Here is a 16,897-nt window from a genome sequence, read left to right on the forward strand (position 1 = left end):
TCAATGCTCCCAGAAATAGACGGTTGCGGGCTCGGGTTCCCAGACCCTCGCATTGTCTATGCCGGGTAGTTTGGTCAGCGCGCGATATTCCGAGCCGAAGGCGACATACTGGTCGGTTTCGGCCATCACGGCAGGCTTGCAGGCGATCGGATCGCGCACCACGCCAAAACCGTTCTTGGTGCCGACGACGAAGGTGAAGAAGCCGTCGAGGTCGGAGAGCGTGCCTTCCAGCGCCTCGCCGAGATTCTTGCCATGCGCCATCTGCGACGAAAGATAGGCGGCGGCCACTTCAGTGTCGTTCTCGGTCTCGAAGGTCATGCCTTCACGGATCAACTCGCGGCGGACGTTGTTGTGGTTCGACAGCGAGCCATTGTGCACCAGGCACTGGTCGGCGCCGGTCGAGAACGGGTGCGCGCCCATCGTCGTCACCGCCGATTCCGTTGCCATGCGGGTATGGCCGATGCCATGCGTGCCGGTCATCTTGCGGACATCGAAGCGCTCGACGACGGCCTCCGGCAGGCCGACTTCCTTGTAGATCTCGACAACGTCGCCGGCGCCCATGATGCGGATGTCGGGGCGCAGCGCCTGGATGGTTTCGCGCGCTTCATCGATCTTGGCCGGCGTGGTCCTGACGACGGCATGGGTGGATTTCACCGCGATCGTCACCGGCGTGCCGATGGCCTTGGCGAGCTCCGCCTCGAGGCCGCGGAAATCGCGGTCGGGCCTGGCTGACTGGATGGTGATCTTGGCCTCATTCTTGGAAGGCGCGCCATAGATGGCGATACCGGCGCTATCGGGACCGCGGTCGCTGAGGGAGATCAGCATCTGCGACAGCATCGCACCAAGCTGGGGTTCCAGCGACTTGTCCTTCAAAAACAGTCCGACAATTCCACACATGTCAGCCTCCCGATGTTTGTAGCTAAGAGATCGTTTGTAGCTAAGAGAGGATGTATCGAATGAGCCGCACAAATTCAATCGTATGAAAAAAATATTCCTCCAGTTACCTATGCGGCTCAATGCCGCTCTGCGCACTGTCGCCGTCTCGCCGGGCATTGTGAACCCATTTGGCGGTGCGGATGCGGGCGAGCTTGTAGGCGTCGAGAATCGACAAGGCATAGATCAGGAAGCCGCCGGCGTGACGGCCGACAAAGCTGGCATCCGACGGTGCGATCTTGGCCGTCACCCATGCCAGGATCACCATGAAGAAAAGGAACTGAAGGCCGCGCACCGGCACGCCGAGAATGACGTGCCCGCTTCCCGGCAGCACGATTGCGGCGCCGAGAACCAGATAAGGATTGGTGGGTGCCGTGGTGGGAATGGTCATGCGGCTTGGCGTTCGCTTTTGTTGATGGCGTCGCGAAGCGCCGACACCGACACCAGCAGTCTTTCGATCAGCGCGGGATCGAGTGTGGCGTCGCCAAATTCGGCCTGCCTGAACACACCGTAGCGCGCCCGTTCGGCTTCGGCCAGCAGCCACACGATGCGTACCCCTTTCGGGGTGATCAGCAGTTCCTTGGCGCGCCCTTCGGAAAAAATCCCGAGGTGGCCGGCGATGGTCTCCAGTGGGAAGTGGACGCCCCTGCGATCCGTCCGCAACACGGCCTCGGCCGGAAATGCCGAACTCTTCGGCAGCGTGTGGTCGAGATGATCGAAATTGGAGAAGGTCGTCGGCGACCCCGGCCGCATCATCATATCGAAGGTGCCGGGCACGGCCACCGGCTCGGTGATCGAAACACTGAGCCAGCGCGCCGGCAGTTTCCGCGTCGCCAGTGTGTCGACGATGGTGCGCACCTGGACACGTTTGCTGTTCCAGGACCCTTCCCAGGTGATGACACCGGCGGTGCCGTCCGAGACATTGGCTGCGTCGGCGATGGCTGTGCGGATGCGGTCCTGCTCGACGGCAAGCGCCATCGATGCCCTGTTGCGGCTGGCACGCGCCTGCCAGGCAAGGTGGAGAACGATAGCCAGGACAATGGCTCCGGCCAGCAGTGCTGATGTCAGCTCGGACATTTTCTCATGCCACGCCCATCCAGGATACGGACCGGCCTACTCCCATCAATAACCCTGCGGCTTCGGCCACGGCATGGTGAACTGATCGCCGCGCCGCACGAATTTGTAGCGATAGAAATGGAACCACAGTGAGATCAGGAAATAGAAGGCGACCATGGCGATCAGTTGCGAGCCGAAGCCGAGGAAGATGGCGAAGAAGGTCACCACGCACAGGCAAAACAGCACGATGGCCGGGATCGGGTGGAAGGGGTGCGTGTAGCCGCGGCGGATCGAGCCGAGCGGCCACTTCTTGCGGAACATGATGATGTTGATGCTCATGAACGTGTATTGCAGCACGCCCGACAGGATCGAGAAGGTGATCGCCTGGTTGAGGTCGGCGATGAAGGCGAAGGCCAGCGCGATCGGCAGCAGGAACAGGATCGAACGATAGGGCGTGCGATATCTCGGATGCACGGCCGAGAACCATGTCGGCAGATAGCGGTCGCGGCCGAGCGAGAACCAGGCGCGCGCCGCATCGTTGATGCAGCCATTGGCGGAGGCCATTGCAGCAAGCAGCGTGGCGACGAACAACAGGTTCTCGAGCAGCGGGCTGCCAGTCAGCTTGCCGGCGTCCCACAGCGGATAATAGGTGATGCCGAGATATTCCCATGGCATCATCGAGGCGCAGACATACCAGGTCATGGCGGCGGCGATCAAAAGCGTGATCATGCCGGCCATGGTGCCGTAAGGCAGCGAGCGGGCCGGCGAGCGCACTTCCTCGGCGGCCTGTGTGGTGCCTTCGATGCCGAGATAGTACCAGATGCCGAACTGGAAGGCGGCGATGACGCCGATCCAGCCATAGGGGAGCGCATTGCCTGGCGTGACCAGCTCGTTCAGCTTCAGCACGGCGCCTTGCGTCCACGGGCTGACCGAAAAGAACAGGATGACGATCGAGATATAGGCGACCGCTGTGATGACGAAGTTGACATTGAGCGTCATCAGCACGCCGCGATAGTTCAGCCACGCCAGCACGACGATGGTCGCGGCGATGAAGGAATTGTGGGTGAGCCCTTCGACGCCGGCCTTGGCGACGATGGTGTCGCCGAGCAGGATGGCGTCGGATACTTCGAGCATGGTGTAGGCAAAGACCAGGAACAGCGCGACGTTGAACGCCATCAGCGGTCCGACGATGTGCTTTGCCTGCGCATACTGGCCGCCGGCGGCGGCCACGGTCGATGTCACCTCGGAATCGATCATGGCGACCGAGGTGTAGAGCAATCCCACGACCCAGCAGACGATCAGCGCGGCCAGTGCGCCACCCTTGTCCGCCGAGAAATTCCAGCCGGTGAATTCGCCGACCAGGACGATGCCGACGCCGAGCGCCCAGACATGGGCCGGTCCGAGCACGCGCAGGAGTGAAACTCTGTCCCCTTGGGCAGCCGGGGCAGCCGGTTCAAGTGCGATCGTCATTGTTCAATCCTCACTCAGATCCGGTGTTTTTCGGAAGTGGCTTCCAGTTCGCCCTCGCGAGACGAGGTCAGCACCTCTTCGGAGAAGGTCGTGTCAACCTTGAACCAGTCGTAGAGCATCCACAAAGCGAGCACGATCGAGATGCCCCAGCATGCGTAAGAGAGTGCTACCCACATGATCGTGTCCCCCGATTAAATCGTCCTCAGAACTCTTACTTGTCGTCGAATTTTTCGTTGATGACGTCGCGATATTCGCGGTCTGATGCACGAAACAGGAAGACGAAATAACCGATCAGCACCGCCGCCATGATGATCAGCGTCGGCCAGTCGATGACATAGTGGAAGCGGTTCTGGATGATGTCGTGCGCGGTCTCGGGCGTATAGCCGAGCTTTTCCCAGATAGACGCCATGGTCGGGTTCTGGCCTAGCGCTTCCCAGGTCTTGGCGTCGAGCGCGTCGATGGATTTCGCCGCGCCGGCGAGGCCCAGCTTGAGCGGTAGCCACAGTGCCACGAAAATGGCAACGACGACGACGGCGATGTCGAAAACCTGCCCGGCCTTGCTTTGTTCCGGCGGCGTGTAGCGGGACATCTCTTTTACCCCTCAGGACTTGCGGTTGCGGAACGCGTCGGCGTTCTTGATATCGAGCCCGTAGATGAATTCCTTGTCTTCCTTGTAGTGCTTGACCATCGCCAGGATGGCGGCCGTGTTGAAGATCAGCACGGCGGCGGCGGCGATCGCGACCACGGCCTTGATGCCGCTGTGCGGGATGTAGGGCCATGTCATGAGGAGGACGAAGAGGATCGTCGCCCACAGGCAGACGATCAGGAGCGCGGCTCCGCGCACGTCGGAACGATACAGCGCTTCGATGCGCTGTTGCATGTCTGACATCGGTTTCTCCCCTTTTCCGCCGTCCGGTTCCGAATCCCCGTCCGTCGTCCTCTTTCAACAGAGTGAAATTTTTTTCATAAATTCTGTCTGAATCTCGCAATTGTCAAGCGCGATTTACGTGGGGTTAACCGTTTGGTTTGCGCGGCGGATTTTGCCTGACAATGAAATTAATTGCTTATGGGTATTGCGGCGCCCGGAGGTTTGCGATCAATATTCGGCCAAAGCTCCCGCCGCTGCGCAGGGGGCAGGGAACAGCAGAGCATTATCGAAACGGAGGACGAGCGGATGACGGCATCCTGGAGATTTTCGACCCTGGCGGATCGGCACCGAGCGCTCGGTTCGAAGCTCGAAGACTGGAGCGGCATGGGAACCGCCTGGACCTACGACAAGGATGCCGACGAGGAGTACATCGCCATCCGCACCAAGGCTGGTCTGATGGATGTCTCCGGCCTCAAGAAGGTCCACATATCAGGGCCGCACGCCTCGCATCTCATCGACCTCGCCACCACACGCGATGTCGAAAAGATCTATCCCGGCAAGTCGGCCTATGCCTGCATGCTGAACGAGGCGGGAAAATTCACCGACGATTGCATCCTCTACCGCACCGGCCCCAATGCATGGATGGTCGTGCATGGTTCGGGCACCGGCCATGAGGAGTTGCAGCGTGCTTCGGTAGGGCGCGACGTCTCGCTGCGCTTCGATGACAATCTGCACGATCTGTCGCTGCAGGGTCCGACAGCAGTCGACTATCTGGCCAAGCATGTGCCGGGCATTCGCGACCTCAACTATTTCCATCACATGCAGACGCAACTGTTCGGCTTGCCCGTCATGATTTCGCGCACCGGCTATACCGGCGAGCGCGGCTACGAGATCTTCTGCCGCGGCCAGGATGCCGGCACGATCTGGGACAGGATCCTCGACGAGGGCAAGAGCGCCGGCATCATTCCGTGCCGCTTCACCACGCTCGACATGCTGCGCGTCGAAAGTTATCTGCTCTTCTACCCCTACGACAATTCGCAGAAATATCCGTTTGAGAACGAAGGTCCGGGCGACACGCTGTGGGAACTCGGCCTCGACTTCACCGTCAGCCCCGGCAAGACCGGCTTTCGCGGCGCCGAGGAGCATTACCGCCTGAAAGGCAAGGAACGCTTCAAGATCTATGGCGTGCTGCTCGACGGCAAGGAGCCGGCCGATGAAGGCGCGCCGGTCTACCGCGACGGCAAAAAGGTGGGCGTGGTGACCTGCGCCATGTATTCGCCGCTGGTCGAGAAATCGATGGGCATCGCCCGCCTCGACGTCGACTGCGCGGTCAAGGACACCAAGCTCGAAATCCGCAACAAGAGCGGTGCCATCAAGGCGACGGCGCAGCCATTGCCATTCGACGATCCCAAGAAGACCAAGCGCACGGCGAAAGGTTGAGGCATAGTCAACGGCGAGGGGTTCGAGGCACGAAGACTTAAATGGCAGCCAAAAGTATCATCAGCCGGCCCGTCTACGGAACCTTGTCTCCGCAACCCGGCAAGCATCATCTTTTCATCGCGGACGCGGAAGGGGCGCTGGCGATAGCGGAGATGGCCGGGAGGGCGCCGCCCGGGTTTTTCGACGACGCCGAAATCGTCTTCATTCCCGGGCTTGACGGCAAACATGCCGTCGCGCTCGAAGCGTTGAAGCCGGCCCAGCTCCATCTGGCGCCGTCCTTCGCCAGCCTGCTGCCCCGGCTCAGGCAGACACTGGCCAACGCGCATATGGGCTTGCGCCTCTACCTCGCTGGCACCGAGGGTCTGATCGGCCAGGCCATGCAGGTGGCGCTTGAAGCCGGCATCGACCACACTTCGATCCAGACCGAGCACCGCGGCTCGCTGGCGCGGCGCATGCAATGTGTCCATTGCAAGGGCATCACCGAGAATGTGACGACGCAGCCGGCGACCTGCGCGCATTGCGGCCTGCTGCTTCTGGTGCGCGATCATTATTCCAGGCGCATCGCAGCCTTCCAGGGCGTCTGCATCAATGCGGAAGATCGCTCGGAGATTGCTCCGATGGAGGAGATTTTTCGATGAGCACCGGCACCACAAAACTCGATGTCGTCGTCAGCGACGTCGTCCCGGTCAACGACCTCGTCACCCGCTTCCATTTTCGCCGGCGCGACGGCGAGCTTTTGCCGACTTTTTCCGGCGGCGCCCATGTCGTGGTCGAGATGCGCGACGGCGAACGCACCAGGCTCAATCCCTATTCGCTGATGGGCTCGCCGCTCGATACGCGCGAATACACGATCTCGGTGCGGCGCGACGATGTCGGCCGTGGCGGCTCGCTGTTCATGCACCGGAGCGTCAAGCCGGGCATGGAGATGGTGGTCAGCTACCCCGTCAACCTGTTCTCGCTCGACCTGCGCGCCAAAAAGCATCTGATGCTGGCCGGCGGCATCGGCATCACGCCGTTCATGGCACAGACCGCTCAGCTTGCGGCGGAAGGCGGCAATTTCGAACTGCACTACACCTGCCGCACCGCATCGCTCGGCACCTATGCCGATGTGCTGCGCGAGCGCTACGACCGCCGGGTCAGGCTCTATCATGACGACCTTGAGGAGCGCATCGAACTCGACCGGTTGCTGTCGACACAGCCGCTCGGCACGCATCTCTATGTCTGCGGCCCGGCCGGCATGATCAACTGGGTGCGCGATCGCGCGGCAAGCCTCGGCTGGCCGGCGGAAACCGTGCATTTCGAGCATTTCGCGGCACCCCAGCCCGGACTGCCGTTCGACGTGAGGCTTGCCGTCAGCGGCAAGTCGATCAGGGTCGATGAGCAGCAGAGCCTCTTGGAAGCGATCGAGGCGGCCGGCGTCGATCCGCCCTATCTCTGCCGCGGCGGCGTCTGCGGCCAGTGCGAAACCAACGTCATCTCTTGCGACGGCAGGTTCATCCACAACGACCACTGGCTGAGCGAGGAAGAGCACCGTTCGGGCAAGAAGATCATGCCGTGCGTGTCGCGCTTCGAAGGCCGGTCGCTGGTCCTGGAACGGTAGAGCATTTTGCAGCCAAGTGGATACACTTGGCGTCGCAGAAATGCGGCTAAAACAAAGAGATAGAGCGGGCAGCCCGCTCTAGGAGAAAATCATGGGCATCACCTTTCGCAAGGAAACGTTCCGCGACGACTTCACCTTCAAGAACAGCCCTGAGCACATCAGGCGCTTCCCGTTCCCGTTCCACGAAGACGCCTACATGTATGCGGTCAACATCGAGCCGCATGTCGTCGGGCCCAGGGGCAGCGTGCTGGAAAACCTGATCGACGTCGACGAGCACTATGTCGCCGAGATGCAGGACCGCGCGCTGGTCCTGGCCGAGGATCCGCTGCGCTGCCAGTCGCTGCCGCACATGACGCTGGCCGGCTGGGACCTGCTCGAGCTTTTGATGGAGCAGCAGGCGCTGGGCTATCCCGAGCATTTCACGCTGATCCGCGACGGCGATCGCTGGCGCTGGATCAACCGGCCGCTCGGTATCGACGACACCTTCACTTTCGGCGACACCTCGACGCTGCCTTACGGCCCGATGGAATACATCACCCGGCAAAGCCAGGGCGATTTCTGCATCCTCGACCAGCGCGACGGCAATCTGTGGATGGATGCCGGCATGGTCACCACCCAGGCCGACTGGTCGCTCGATTTCGACATCGGCATGAACTTCTTCGAATGGCATGCGCCGGTGCCGCTGGCGCATGAGAAGGGGATTTTCGTCAGGGCGCTGAAATTCCTCACCAACATCCAGCAGGGCAAGCCGGCGCGGCGCCTGAACTGGACGATGACCATCAATCCGCGCCTCGACACCAGCCCCGAGAACTACCACAAATGGGGGCCGGACCGGGCGACGGTGACGCCGGAGAATGTCGGCGACAAGGTGCATCTTCGCGTCGAACTGCAGAGCTTCTGGCGCCTGCCGCGCTCCAACGGCATCGTCTTCCCGATCCGCTGCTATCTGATCAAGATGGACGAGCTGGCGACGCAGCCAAAATGGGCACGGCGCCTGCACCGCGTCATCCGCGACCTGCCTGACGAACTCGCCAACTACAAGGGCCTGACACGCTATCGCCCGGCGTTGGTCGAGTGGCTGTCGAAGCTGGACGATGGGAGCGCGACGAGCCCAGGGTTTGGGCCGGATTGAATAGCTGATGTTGGCGCTGCCCCCAAAGCAGCCAATCTCCCCCCAAGAGGGGGAGATGCCCGGCAGGGCAGAGGGGGGCGCCGTGGAGCGCCTGCCTTGCCCAATCTCCACCTCCGCGCTTACGACGCGTCGCCCAGCCCAGCCACAATCACGACATGCTGGCAGACATTGTCGATATCGCGAATGACATCGTCGTTCCAGAAGCGCAGGACCGTCCAGCCCAGCGCTTCGAATTTGGCGGTTCTTGCAGCGTCCGATTCCGACGTTTCGGCCCGGCCATGCTGGGAACCATCAAGCTCGACGATCAGCTTTTTGTCCGGGCATGCAAAATCGACGATATGGCCGGCGATAGGCATCTGGCGCCGAAACCCCAGTCCCATCAGCCTGTGTGCCCTGATCTCATTCCAAAGCTTGAGTTCGGCATCGGTCATCACCTTGCGCATCGTGCGCGCATTGCGGCGGCTGTTGGCGGATACCAGATTGTGCGTCATCGCGGTTCGCCCCCCTCTGTCCTGCCGGACATCTCCCCCTCCAGGGGGGAGATCGAATGTCACTTCAGCTTTCGCCAATCACCAGTGCAAAAGAGGAGCCGTCGCGAAGCCGATCTCCTCACGAGAGACCAAGGGGAGATCGAGTCCCGCTTAACCCGCGCTCTGCGGATAGCAAATAATCGACAGATAGCGCATCGGCAGTTTCGTCAGTTGCTCCGGCCCGTGCGGCGCGTCGGCGTCGAAGAACAGGCTGTCGCCGGGCTTCATCGGGTAGAGATTGCTGCCGTGCCGGTAAACGACCTCGCCTTCGAGCATGTAGAGGAACTCCATGCCCTCATGCTGGAAGGTCGGGAACACATCGGAATCCTCGGTCAGCGTGATCAGATAGGGCTCGACGACGACGCCGCTGGTGTTGGAGCCGATATGGCCGAGCAGGTTGTACTGGTGGCCGGCGCGGGTGCCGCGGCGCTCGACATCGAGGCCTTGGCCGGCCTTGACGAAGACGGCGCTGCGCTCTTCCTCGAAGCGGCGGAAGAAGGCGGTGACCGGAACGCCGAGCGCCCGCGACAGCGCCTGCAAGGTGGTCAGCGACGGCGAGGTGATACCGTTCTCGATCTTCGACAGCATGCCGAGCGAAATGTCGGTGGCGACCGCGAGATCAGCGACAGTGATGCCGAGCTTCTTGCGGAAGGCGCGCACCTCGCGGCCGATCGCCACCTCCAGCACTTTTTCGCGGGTGTCGCGAATGGCATGCGGGTTCTGCGTCAGCGGCGCGCGGATGGTCTTGCCATCGGCCGAAACCTTTGGCGCCGGCTTGGCCTTTGCATCGCCGGGACCAGCCTTGGAATCGGAAACCTTCTTCGCCATGTCGCCCCCGGCACTCCTGCGGATTTATTTCACTCTAGGTGAACATGTCAGGTGCCGATACAGCAGCGCAACTGCGACGGCAAGTCGCGTGAACGCGCATGCGCATGATAATGATGTTCGGCCGCGTCCGGTTTTTCGCGGGAAATCCACATCGGCGAAACCTTGTTTCAGCATCGGGCTGTTGACAGCACGAAAGGGCCAATTACTGTCCTGTGAGTGAAATTTGTTTCGTAAGAGCAATTCCGGGAAAAGCGCATAGCGCTTTCCCCTTGGGAATTGCGTCAAGACAAAAGTCGAAACCAGATCGGGAGGCCTGCCATGAAAAGTCGCGTTGCCGTCATCGGAGCCGGCCCGTCCGGCCTGGCACAGCTCAGGGCCTTCAAGTCGGCGGCCGACAAGGGCGCCGACATTCCCGAGATCGTCTGCTTCGAAAAGCAGTCGGACTGGGGCGGCCTGTGGAACTACACCTGGCGCACGGGCCTCGACGAGCATGGCGATCCGGTGCACGGCTCGATGTACCGCTATCTCTGGTCGAACGGACCGAAGGAGTGCCTGGAATTCGCCGACTACACTTTCGAGGAGCATTTCGGCCGGCCGATCGGCTCCTACCCGCCGCGCGCCGTGCTGTGGGACTACATCAAGGGCCGCGTCGAGAAATCCGGCCTGCGCAAATGGGTGCGCTTCAACAGCCCGGTGCGCATGGTGACGTTTTCGGACGAGACGAAGAAATTCACCGTCACCGCGCATGACCGCACCAACGACGTCACCTATTCCGAAGAGTTCGACAATGTCGTCGTCGCTTCCGGGCATTTCTCGGTGCCCAACGTGCCCTATTTCGAGGGCTTTTCGACCTTCAACGGCCGCATCCTGCATAGCCACGATTTCCGCGACGCGATGGAATTCAAGGGCAAGGATATATTGATCATCGGCCGCTCTTATTCGGCCGAGGACATTGGCTCGCAATGCTACAAATATGGCGCCAAATCCATCACCTCCAGCTACCGCTCGAAGCCGATGGGTTTCAAATGGCCGGAGAATTGGAAAGAGGTGCCGCTCTTACAGAAGGTCGTCGGCAAAACCGCGCACTTCAAGGATGGCACCACGAAAGACGTTGATGCCATCATCCTGTGCACCGGCTATCTCCATTCCTTCCCCTTCCTCACCGACGATCTGAAGCTCAAGACCGCCAACCGCATGTGGCCTCTCGATCTCTATGAAGGCGTCGTCTGGGAGAAGAACCCGCAGCTTTCCTATATCGGCATGCAGGATCAGTTCTACACCTTCAACATGTTCGACGCGCAGGCCTGGTTCGCCCGCGACGTCATCATGGGCCGCATCAAGCTGCCGTCGGCCAAGGCAATGGCCGAGCACGGCGCGAAATGGAGGGCGCGTGAGGAAACGCTCGAAGACGCCGAGCAGATGATCTGGTTCCAGGGCGACTACACCAAGGAATTGATGGACCAGACCGACTATCCGGGCTTCGACGTCGAGGCGGTCAATCAGACCTTCATGGAATGGGAACACCACAAGGGCGAAGACATTATGAGCTTCCGCGACCACGCCTACCGCTCGCTGATGACCGGGACCATGGCGCCGCTGCATCATACGCCGTGGCTGCAGGCGCTGGACGATTCGATGGAGAGCTATCTCGAGGTGAAGGGCGTCGCGGCGGAGTAGGGCGGCGCCTGCTACCCCAGCCTTGCCCTGGCTTTCGCCGTCCAGGCGCCGAACAGCCGGTCGGCGACAATGCCGATGAAGGCGATGGCCAGGCCCGCGACGATGCCGCGGCCGGAATCGGCCTTGGACAGCGCGATGAACACTTCCTGGCCGAGATCGCGGGTGCCGACCATGGCGCAGATGATGATCATCGCCAGCGCCATCAGGATCGTCTGGTTGACGCCAAGCATGATCTCCGGCAGCGCCAGCGGCAGTTGCACGCGAAAGAAGGTCTGGCGCGGCGTGCAGCCCGACACCTTTGCCGCCTCGATCAGCGCCGGCGGCACCTGCCTGATGCCGTGATTGGTGTAGCGGATGGCCGGCACCACGGCGAAGGCAATGGTGGCGATCATCGCCGTGACATCGCCGACCCGAAACAGCATCACCACCGGAATGATGAAGCAGAAGGATGGCAGCACCTGCAGCGTGTCGATGACCGGCGTGACGATCTTCTCGAAGCGGTCGCTGCGCGAAGCCATCAGCCCGATCGGGATGCCGACCAGGCAGGCGATGAAGGCCGAGATACCGCAGAGATAGACGGTTGCCATGGTCTTTTCCCACAGGCCGGTGATGGCGCAGAAGGCAGTCAGCGCTGCCACCAGCACGGCCAGCCGCAGGCCGGAGAGCTGATAGCCGGCAAGGCCGAGCAGGAACACCGCGCCCAGCCAGGGAAACCCTTCGCAAAAGGCACGCAGCGGGTTCAGCAAATTAAGGATCAGCGCCACGCGGAACGCTTCGATCGTGTCGAAGAAATTGATCGTCACCCAGTTTACGGCCGCTTTCCACAGCGGCGCGGTGGTGAAGGTGATCGCCTTCGGCACCGCTGCGAAGGCCGGCACGAACAGGCCGAGAAGTGTCGTCACCACAAGGATGGCGATGGCCAGCGTCAGATTGGGGTAACGCTGCCAGAGGCTCGGGCTCATCTCCTGATGGGCATGGCCTTTGGCCTGCTTGTGCGCGATGGCCTGGCTCAGCCGGTCGAGCGCTATGGCCAGTGCCACGATGGCAAGGCCGGCTTCCATCGCCTCGCCAACCTTCAGTGCGCGCAGCGCCAGGAGCACGTCGTAGCCGAGGCCGCCGGCGCCGATCATCGAGGCGATGATGACCATGTTCAGCGCCAGCATGATCACCTGGTTGACGCCGACCATCAGTGTCGGCCGTGCCGAGGGCAGCAGCACTCGCCACAGTTTCTGCCGCGCCGTGCAGCCTGCCATCTCGCTGAAATCGTCGATCTCCGACGGCACCCGCGACAGGCCGAGCATCGTCGCTCGCACCATCGGCGGGGTGGCGAAAATGGCGGTCGCGATCATCGCCGAGACCGGGCTGTTGCCGAACAGCAGCAGCATCGGGATGAGATAGGCGAAGGTCGGAATCGTCTGCATCAGGTCGAGGGCAGGGGAGACGATAAGCCTTTCGGCCCATGGCTTGCGCCACGCCCAGATGCCGGCGAACAGCCCGGTGACGATACAGAACGGCACGGCGATGGAGATCAGCGCCAGCGTCAGCATGGCGCTGGTCCATTGGCCGAACAGGGCGATGTAGAGGAAGCAGCCGCCGACCAGCAGGCTGAGTTTTCTGCCGCCAGCGGCATGACCGGCGAGGAAGGCGGCGGCGCAGACGCCGACCCAGGACAGGCGCGGCAGGACAGAGGCGTCAGCGCCGTGGCCGATCTTGAAATTCTTGGCCAGCAGATTGAGCGCGAAATCGAGGGGAACGCCGAGTACCGCGGTGATCGAGCGGGTCAGCCAGGACAGGTTCGACTTGATCCAGCGCATCATCGCGCTGACCCAATCGGCGACCGGCACGACGGCGCTTGCCGGATAGTTGACGGCCCAGGGCAGGCGGTCCTGCAGCAAGAACACGACAAGCACGGCGGCAAGCGCGAACGCCCAGATCAGCAGCCAGACCTGGATCGGCCGCGACCTTGCCTCGCTGGCGCTTGCCGTCACCGTCATGCGCCAACCCTTGAGCGATCGATGCCGGCCAGCAAATCGATCACCGCCTGCGGCGTCACCTCGCCGATCGGCTTGCCGGTGCCGTTGACCACCGCGAACGGCTTGTTGGCGGCAACGATACCGGCAGAGAAGCTGGCGACCTTGGCCTCCGGCGCCACCGTTCCGCCATGCTCCGAGCCGTCGCAGGCGCGCATCAGGCTGCGTGCCGAGATCACCTTGGCGCGGTCGACGTCGCGGGTGAACTCGGCGACATAGTCGGTCGCCGGATTGACCACCAACTCCTCCGGCGTGCCGATCTGGATGACCTCGCCATCCTTCATGATGGCGATGCGGTCGGCCAATCGGATCGCCTCGTCGAAATCATGGGTGATGAAGACGATGGTCTTGTGCAGCATGGTCTGCAGCCGCATCAGCTCATCCTGCATTTCGCGGCGGATCAGCGGGTCGAGCGCCGAGAACGGCTCGTCGAGGAACCAGATTTCCGGTTTTGTCGCGAGGCTGCGGGCGATGCCCACACGCTGCTGCTGGCCGCCGGACAATTCGCGCGGATAGAAATGCTCGCGGCCGCGCAGGCCGACAAGTTCGATGACCTCGCGCGCCCGTGCCTCGCGTGTCGGCCGGTCCTGCCCCTGAATGCTGAGCGGGAAGGCGATGTTCTCCAGCACGTTGAGATGCGGCAACAGGGCAAAATTCTGGAACACCATGCCCATGCGATGGCGTCGCAACTCGATCAGCGCTGCATCCGAAATCTTCAGCAGATCCTTGCCTTCGAATTCGACCTTGCCGTGGGTCGGCTCGATCAGCCTCGACATGCAGCGCACCAGCGTTGACTTGCCGGAGCCCGACAGGCCCATGATGATGAAAATCTCGCCCTGGCGGATTTCGAGGTCGACGGCGCGCACCGCGCCGACAAGTCCGGCAGCTGTGACGTCGGCCATGCTGGCCTTGCCGTCGCGTTCGCGGATGAAACTGGCCGCGTTCGATCCGAACAGCTTCCAGACATTGCGGCAGGCAAGCTTTATCGGGCGGGCATCTTCTGGCGTGCCCGCCCCCTTGGCGCCCTGTTCAGTCTTGTCCGTCATTCAAACGTCCTTCTGGAACACAAGAACCGAGGCCCGGCTGATCAGCAGCCGGGTCTCATCTTCCAGTCGGAACGATCACTGCGCCCAGGCTTTCCAGTCGGCTTCGTGGGCGGCGATCCAGGCGGCGGCGACGTCTTCCGGCGTCTTGCCGCCGAGATCGATCTCGCCGCTCATCTTGTTGAGCTCGTCGGTGTCGACCGTGTAGGCCTTCGCCACCTTGTAGGCGACCGGCCATTTGTCCTTCATGCCGGCCCAGGAGTACTTCCAGATCTCGCCATGCGGCTTGCCGCAATCATATTTGGCGTCGGGGTTGGTGCCCCATTTCGGGTCGTTGTAGCACTCGGGCGTGTATTCGGGGAATTCAACCCATTCGCCCTTGTATTTGGCCGGCGCCCAATGCGGCGAATAGATCCACAGCATGATCGGCGCTTTGCGCTGATAGGCCGAGTCCAACTCGGCGAACATCGCCGCGTCGGTGCCGGCATGGATGACGGTGAAGGGCAGTTTCAGCGCTTCGACGCGCTCGTCGTCAAAGCCTTCCCATGTTACCGGGCCGCCGAGATAGCGCCCCTTCGGTGCGGTCTCCGCCGTCGAGAAGGCTTCGGCGCATTTCGGATCCTTCAGCGCTTCCCAATTGGGCAGGCCGGGGCACTTCTCCTTCATGTATTCGGGAAACCACCATTCTTCCTTGGCCTTGGGGCCGAGCTTGCCCAGCCGTTCGGTCTGGCCTGTCGCATCGGAGGCCTTCATGGCCTCGCCGGCGGTCGTGTCCCAGAATTCCATGCCGACATCGAGATCGCCATTGGTGAGGCCTGTGGTCAGGCTGGAAAGATAGTCGGCGGTCGGATACTCGACTGTGTAGCCGAGCTTTTCCAGGATGCCGCCGAGGATCTTGGCGTTGAGGTTGACGCTGGTCCAGTCGAACAGCGCGATCTTGATCGGATCGTTGGATTCCGGTGCGGCGGCTTGGGCGGAAGGTGTCAGCAGGCTTAATGTCGCGAGCGCGACGGCGCTCATCGAGAGTTTCGAGATCTGGCTGCGAAATGACATGCTTGTTCTCCTTCAAGCTGTGAAAATTATCGTTCGTTCCCTTCTTGCGGCTTTTCTTGATTGTGTTGGAAAGACTGGTCTTTGCGCAAGGCCGTCGGCGCCAAATTGTTGCCCCGGCTTTGGCCAGTGCAGGCAAGATGGTGCTCAATTCTGGTGATGATGGAACAGGATCGGAGTGTCGGCGTCATGACTGCCGACGGATCGCTGAGGGAGCGGTCATCTGCGGATCGAATGCCAGTCCTGCGGCGCCCTGCAAGGTGCGAGCCATCAAGGTCGTATGATCTCGGCTACCCGCCTGGTAAGCCCCATCTCGCCAAGGCCGTTTCATAGGATGAAATTATATATACCAAGGTTCATGTCGCGCAACGACTAACGCTTCGCGAGACGTACAAATTCAGACTGCAGGCGAAGCTGAGCTCTTACCAGCAGACGTAGCCGCCATCGACAATCAGGTCGAGGCCGGTGACGAAGCTCGCTGCGCGGCTGGCGAGGAACACCGTCGGCCCGACCATTTCCTCCGGCGCCGCCATGCGCCCCATCGGCGTGTCGCGCTTGAAGATCTTCACCTCTTCCGCCACCTCTGGCCGCTTGTTCATCGGCGTCAGCGTGTAACCGGGACTAACCACATTGACGCGCAGGCCGCGATCGGCCCACTCCATGGCGAGGCTCCTGGACATGTGGATGACGGCAGCCTTCGAAGAGTTGTAGTGCGCCTGCGTCAGGCCGCGGTTGACGATGGTGCCCGACATCGAGGCGATGTTGATGATCGAGCCCTTGCCTCGCGCCAGCATCTTGCGCGCTTCGGCCTGACAGGACAGGAACACGCCGGCGACATTGACGTCGTGAACCTTCTGCCACGTCTCCAGCGGCATCGTCTCGGCGGGCTCGGAGCCGGCAATGCCGGCATTGTTGACGGCGACGGTGAGCGCACCGAGTTCGCTCTCGACGCGATCGATCGCCGTCGCGAGATCGCTCTGCGATGTCACTGTACCGGTCAGCACCAGCGCTTTGCGGCCGAGCGCCGTGATCCGGTGCGCGGTTTCGTCCAGCCCACCCTTCGATGCATGGCCGAAACAGGCGACGTCGGCGCCTGCCTCGGCGAGCCCGATCGCGATTGCCTGGCCGATGCCGCTGCCGGCGCCGGTGACCAGCGCGACATCGCCGTTCAGTTTGAAAAGATCCATCGAGTGCCCTCCCTGGCCCAGGGAGGGTATGCGCTGAGCCGTGCTTCGATCAA

Annotated in this window: 18 protein-coding genes; 5 read left to right on the forward strand and 13 right to left on the reverse strand. The window is 61.9% G+C overall.

Features of this window, described 5'->3' with window-relative positions; genetic code table 11:
• The 7 genes from AC0L24_RS01630 to AC0L24_RS01660 form a co-directional block, all read right to left on the reverse strand.
• Positions 1-897 (reverse strand): class II glutamine amidotransferase, encoded by an 897-nt coding sequence (locus AC0L24_RS01630; RefSeq protein WP_127397720.1) that lies wholly within the window; start codon positions 895-897, stop codon positions 1-3.
• A 103-nt stretch (positions 898-1,000) separates the two neighbouring features.
• Positions 1,001-1,324, reverse strand: a complete 324-nt coding sequence (locus AC0L24_RS01635; RefSeq protein WP_127397719.1) for a hypothetical protein — start codon at positions 1,322-1,324, stop codon at positions 1,001-1,003.
• Entirely contained in the window at positions 1,321-2,010 is a 690-nt protein-coding gene (locus tag AC0L24_RS01640) for a hypothetical protein (RefSeq protein WP_164873888.1), read from the reverse strand. The genes AC0L24_RS01635 and AC0L24_RS01640 overlap by 4 nt, the downstream gene beginning before the upstream one ends.
• Positions 2,011-2,055: 45 nt before the next feature.
• The gene (locus AC0L24_RS01645; RefSeq protein WP_023808735.1) at positions 2,056-3,459 is read right to left on the reverse strand and encodes an APC family permease; all 1,404 of its coding nucleotides are present in this window, start codon (positions 3,457-3,459) and stop codon (positions 2,056-2,058) included.
• A gap of 14 nt (positions 3,460-3,473) precedes the next feature.
• Positions 3,474-3,635, reverse strand: a complete 162-nt coding sequence (locus tag AC0L24_RS01650) for a hypothetical protein (RefSeq protein WP_013532900.1) — start codon at positions 3,633-3,635, stop codon at positions 3,474-3,476.
• Positions 3,636-3,670: 35 nt separating this feature from the next.
• Positions 3,671-4,048, reverse strand: a complete 378-nt coding sequence (locus AC0L24_RS01655) for a hypothetical protein (RefSeq protein WP_013532899.1) — start codon at positions 4,046-4,048, stop codon at positions 3,671-3,673.
• Between the two features lie 12 nt (positions 4,049-4,060).
• On the reverse strand, positions 4,061-4,348 hold the full coding sequence (locus AC0L24_RS01660; protein ID WP_027036059.1) for a hypothetical protein: 288 nt from the start codon (positions 4,346-4,348) through the stop codon (positions 4,061-4,063).
• A 285-nt stretch (positions 4,349-4,633) separates the two neighbouring features.
• Between AC0L24_RS01660 and AC0L24_RS01665 the strand changes: the two genes are divergently transcribed.
• The 4 genes from AC0L24_RS01665 to AC0L24_RS01680 all read left to right on the forward strand — a co-directional run bounded on the left by AC0L24_RS01665 (position 4,634) and on the right by AC0L24_RS01680 (position 8,499).
• Entirely contained in the window at positions 4,634-5,767 is a 1,134-nt protein-coding gene (locus AC0L24_RS01665) for an aminomethyl transferase family protein (protein WP_127320064.1), read from the forward strand.
• Positions 5,768-5,808: 41 nt separating this feature from the next.
• Positions 5,809-6,405 carry a dimethylamine monooxygenase subunit DmmA family protein gene (locus AC0L24_RS01670; RefSeq protein WP_127811055.1) on the forward strand — a complete coding sequence of 199 codons (597 nt, stop codon included), beginning with the start codon at positions 5,809-5,811 and terminating at the stop codon, positions 6,403-6,405.
• Positions 6,402-7,367 (forward strand): PDR/VanB family oxidoreductase, encoded by a 966-nt coding sequence (locus tag AC0L24_RS01675; RefSeq protein ID WP_127397043.1) that lies wholly within the window; start codon positions 6,402-6,404, stop codon positions 7,365-7,367. Before AC0L24_RS01670 ends, AC0L24_RS01675 begins: the two co-directional genes overlap by 4 nt.
• A gap of 91 nt (positions 7,368-7,458) precedes the next feature.
• Complete coding sequence (locus AC0L24_RS01680; protein ID WP_127811054.1) at positions 7,459-8,499, forward strand: heme-dependent oxidative N-demethylase family protein; 1,041 nt, start codon at positions 7,459-7,461, stop codon at positions 8,497-8,499.
• A gap of 119 nt (positions 8,500-8,618) precedes the next feature.
• Here AC0L24_RS01680 and AC0L24_RS01685 read toward each other — a convergent pair whose 3' ends face one another.
• Both AC0L24_RS01685 and AC0L24_RS01690 read right to left on the reverse strand, forming a co-directional pair.
• Positions 8,619-8,990: an endonuclease domain-containing protein gene (locus AC0L24_RS01685; RefSeq protein ID WP_127320072.1), complete on the reverse strand. Its 372-nt coding sequence runs from the start codon at positions 8,988-8,990 to the stop codon at positions 8,619-8,621.
• Between the two features lie 150 nt (positions 8,991-9,140).
• Positions 9,141-9,857: a helix-turn-helix domain-containing protein gene (locus AC0L24_RS01690; protein ID WP_127811053.1), complete on the reverse strand. Its 717-nt coding sequence runs from the start codon at positions 9,855-9,857 to the stop codon at positions 9,141-9,143.
• 318 nt (positions 9,858-10,175) lie between these two features.
• On the opposite strand from AC0L24_RS01690, the gene AC0L24_RS01695 reads away from it, so the two are divergent.
• Entirely contained in the window at positions 10,176-11,534 is a 1,359-nt protein-coding gene (locus tag AC0L24_RS01695; protein WP_127811052.1) for an NAD(P)-binding domain-containing protein, read from the forward strand.
• 11 nt (positions 11,535-11,545) lie between these two features.
• Here the strand turns inward: AC0L24_RS01695 and AC0L24_RS01700 are convergent, their stop codons facing one another.
• The 4 genes from AC0L24_RS01700 to AC0L24_RS01715 all read right to left on the reverse strand — a co-directional run bounded on the left by AC0L24_RS01700 (position 11,546) and on the right by AC0L24_RS01715 (position 16,844).
• Entirely contained in the window at positions 11,546-13,528 is a 1,983-nt protein-coding gene (locus AC0L24_RS01700) for an ABC transporter permease (protein ID WP_127811051.1), read from the reverse strand.
• Positions 13,525-14,610, reverse strand: a complete 1,086-nt coding sequence (locus tag AC0L24_RS01705) for a quaternary amine ABC transporter ATP-binding protein (RefSeq protein ID WP_127396302.1) — start codon at positions 14,608-14,610, stop codon at positions 13,525-13,527. The genes AC0L24_RS01700 and AC0L24_RS01705 overlap by 4 nt, the downstream gene beginning before the upstream one ends.
• 75 nt (positions 14,611-14,685) lie before the next feature.
• Positions 14,686-15,660 carry an ABC transporter substrate-binding protein gene (locus AC0L24_RS01710; RefSeq protein ID WP_127328478.1) on the reverse strand — a complete coding sequence of 325 codons (975 nt, stop codon included), beginning with the start codon at positions 15,658-15,660 and terminating at the stop codon, positions 14,686-14,688.
• A 419-nt stretch (positions 15,661-16,079) separates the two neighbouring features.
• Positions 16,080-16,844 (reverse strand): SDR family oxidoreductase, encoded by a 765-nt coding sequence (locus AC0L24_RS01715; RefSeq protein WP_127270269.1) that lies wholly within the window; start codon positions 16,842-16,844, stop codon positions 16,080-16,082.
• Positions 16,845-16,897: the final 53 nt, after the last annotated feature.

The organism is Mesorhizobium sp. WSM4809 (genome assembly GCF_055811655.1).